Consider the following 2,982-nt stretch of genomic DNA (forward strand, 5'->3'; position numbering starts at 1 on the left):
CCTACGACACCGACATCGCCGCGGCGATGGCTCTCATCAAGGAAGTGGCGGACGGGTTGTGGCGGGAGCAACTCGAGTCGTTCACGATCATCCAGGAGCCGACCATGGCGGGGGTTCAGGCCTTCGGGGACAACTCGATCGCCCTCCGCCTGGTGGTCAGGACCGAGCCCGGGGAGCAGTTCGGCACGGCGCGGGAGTTGCGGAAGCGTCTCAAGCTCGCTCTTGACGACGCGGGGATCGAGATCCCGTTCCCGCAGCGCACCATCTGGGTACGTTCCCAGCCGGGCGCGCCCTTGCCGGGTGAAACGAGCGGTACGGGTAGCTCCGGTTAGGGGTCCGACGGCCGGGCGGTTGCTCTTTTTTCGCGCACTCGTTCGATCATGGCCCATCGCGGAACTTGCCCGGCCGGGCTGGGCTAAGGTTCCTGCCCGTGCTGGTTCCCGGGGCTAGGTCAAGACGGACATGAAGCAGGTGCTTGCTGCGGTCGATCTGTCCCCGATGTCCCGCCGCGTGGCCGATCGAGGCCGGATTCTTGCAGAGGCTCACCAGACCGAGCTCAAGCTGGTGCATGTAGCGGAACCACCCGACGTCCCGCTCCCGGACGAGATGATGGAGCGGATCCACCTGTACCGCCAGAGCCAGGCGGAGGACCTGCTGACATGGATCAATGCCCGCGCCCGCTGCCGGGTGGATCTGGAGGTCCGGTCGGGGAACATGGCCATCGAACTGGCCAAGCTGTCCCACAAGGCCGGGTTGGTGATCACCGGCACCTCGTCGGTCGACCAGACGAGGATCGGCCCCCGCACCACCAGGCTGGCCCGCAAGCTGCATGCCTCGGTGCTGAGCGTGCGGAGATTGCTGCGTTCCCCGTATCGCCGGGCGATAGCGGCCGTAGACCTTTCCGATGCCAGCACTTCAGCGGTCGACCTGGCCCTCCTCCTGGCGACGGGCGCCGACACGGTGACGGCGGTGGCGTCGTTACCCACCGACGACGAGACCATGCTCTCCGATGCGGGGATCATGCCCGAACGGCTCGATGTGCTGCGGCGGGAACGGCTCTCCTTGCTGGAGGAGAGCATGCAGAAGTTCGTGGCCGGCTGGGGCGGCCTGGTAACGCCGGTGGTCCTGGACGGGCCCCCGCCGCAGACAGTGGCCGAGTTCGCCCGCATCAGCAACGCCGACCTGGTGGTGGCCGCCAGCCGCGGCGCCGGCAACGCCAACATGGTCCTTTTGGGAAGCAACGCCGAGAGGATGATGGGGACCGTCCCCTGCGACGTGGCCATAGCCCGCGTGCCCGGCCGCTTCTACCGCCCCTAGCCCCGCCAGGTCATCACCCGCCGGGATTATCCTTCCCCCACAGGGCCCGTAGCTCAAGCGGTCAGAGCAGCGGACTCATAATCCGTTGGTTGCAGGTTCGAGTCCTGCCGGGCCCACCAGGCTGGACAAGCCGAGAACCTCTACCTGACGTTCCGGCTGCCCAAGCGGTGGGTCGGCCGTTCGTTCCTTGTCAACCAGGGCCGCGGATAATGGGCAGTCACTCATCGGACGTCGACGCTGTCCCTTCGACAGAGTTGTTTTCAAACTCCGGCTCTGGTTCGATGCTAAGAGCGTCAGCTATCGCGCGTATCGCGTCGGAGTTCTCTTCATCCTCGTCCACTGCTGCTAGGGCACCGCGCACGCGGCTACGAAAGTCCGCGACAGCACTCTGGTCGCTGTGCTGACTCAGGAGGTCGGGTTGCGCGCGGAACACTTCTGAGAGCCACCGCAGGCCGGGGGTGTTCCTCTGGACAAGGAGCGGAGTACATATGCGATAAACAAAGCGCGGCTGCGTTAGCAGGAAGTCTCGTTCGGTGAGGAGGGGTCCATAGAGAGCGAAGAACAACTGCGTCGCTTCTCCTCCAACTCCTTCAAGGGCTTCGTACGTACGACGGGTCAAGAGATCCCTGTTACCCCCGCCAAGGAGTAAGATGAGCTCCGGCAACGAGTCACCGATGCCGTGGTCGTCATTCGAGTGTACGGTCGATTGAGCGTGCGAGCTGAGACCATCCAGATATGCGGTCCCCATCTTGAGGGTTTGGTCGCGCTGCTTCAACTTGAGGAGCAATGAGACGAGAACACCGTTATTGCTGAGGGACCCAGCCCAACTCTCCGCCTCAAGGGACCGCAGGCCGCTAGCACACCAGTTCGATAGCGCTTCATTACCACTCGCTCTGAGCACAGCCATGTATAGGGTCGCGTCTTCTGGCTCAAAACTTCCGGCGACGATTAGTGGGGGCACATCAGCGAGTGAGCGCAGGCGACCCACGAACGCCTGGAACGCATCACTCACTTCGTCGCTTTCGATATCTTTGAGGTTCTCCTGGATTTTGCGCCAGTGCTCCGTGAGGAACTCGGGAGTCTGTGCCGCCGGGTCGCTCTCCACCAGAACCTGGAAGGCGGCGTTGAGCAGCGTGGGTTCGGGGGGCGCCGAGTCCATAATGCGCGCGAGCCCCAGTATCCCAGTGTCTTGGCTGACAATGGCTACGAATTCGTTGAGCGCGCCGGCAATCCGGTCGGGAGTCCGCAGAAGCTCGCGAAGCGACTCGTGCCCGGCCTGTGAGTTGCCGACATATTGGTTCGGGCCGCACGCGTCGGGAATCGACTGGAGGTATGCGAACGCGCATCTCGCTGCTGCCTCTGCGTGACCCTCTGAGAAGGCGCGATACAGGTGGTGGAGTAGGTAACCTTCAGCGGCGAGACGCTCGTGGCTCTCATGGTCTACGAGACCGGCCAAGCGGCAGGCTGTTAGCGCTCTCATGACCAGTGCAATCTGTTGCGCAGTCGCTCCTCCCGGGTACCGGACGCTTTCGACCAGTTGGTTTGCTGTGCTAGTTAGAGACGGTGCAGCCTGAGTACGGAGCGTCACCTCAAGCTGCGCCACCGTGTCGCTGTTGATGGTCATTGAAAATCCCCGGAGTTGATCACTGAAATTCCCCACCCCCT

General features: G+C 63.4%; 3 protein-coding genes and 1 tRNA gene. 3 read left to right on the plus strand and 1 reads right to left on the minus strand.

Translation table 11 applies throughout. The features are described from left to right. The 3 genes from OXK16_00005 to OXK16_00015 form a co-directional block, all read left to right on the plus strand. Nucleotides 1-332, plus strand: a 332-nt coding sequence (locus OXK16_00005) for a mechanosensitive ion channel family protein (protein MDE0374336.1), incomplete at its 5' end; no start/stop codon positions are given. Between the two features lie 130 nt (nucleotides 333-462). Further along, on the plus strand, nucleotides 463-1,317 hold the full coding sequence (locus tag OXK16_00010) for a universal stress protein (protein ID MDE0374337.1): 855 nt from the start codon (nucleotides 463-465) through the stop codon (nucleotides 1,315-1,317). Between the two features lie 42 nt (nucleotides 1,318-1,359). Then, nucleotides 1,360-1,436: transfer RNA gene (locus OXK16_00015), tRNA-Ile, on the plus strand. Nucleotides 1,437-1,534: 98 nt separating this feature from the next. Here the strand turns inward: OXK16_00015 and OXK16_00020 are convergent. Continuing rightward, a partial coding sequence (locus tag OXK16_00020) for a hypothetical protein (GenBank protein ID MDE0374338.1) occupies nucleotides 1,535-2,982 on the minus strand: 1,448 nt, incomplete at its 5' end.

The organism is bacterium (assembly GCA_028821235.1).
In the GTDB taxonomy this organism is placed as follows: domain Bacteria; phylum Actinomycetota; class Acidimicrobiia; order Spongiisociales; family Spongiisociaceae; genus Spongiisocius.

Coding starts and splice junctions, on each gene's coding strand:
- OXK16_00010 (MDE0374337.1), top strand. CDS start 463: ATGAAGCAGGTGCTTGCTGCGGTCGATCTGTCCCCGATGTCCCGCCGC.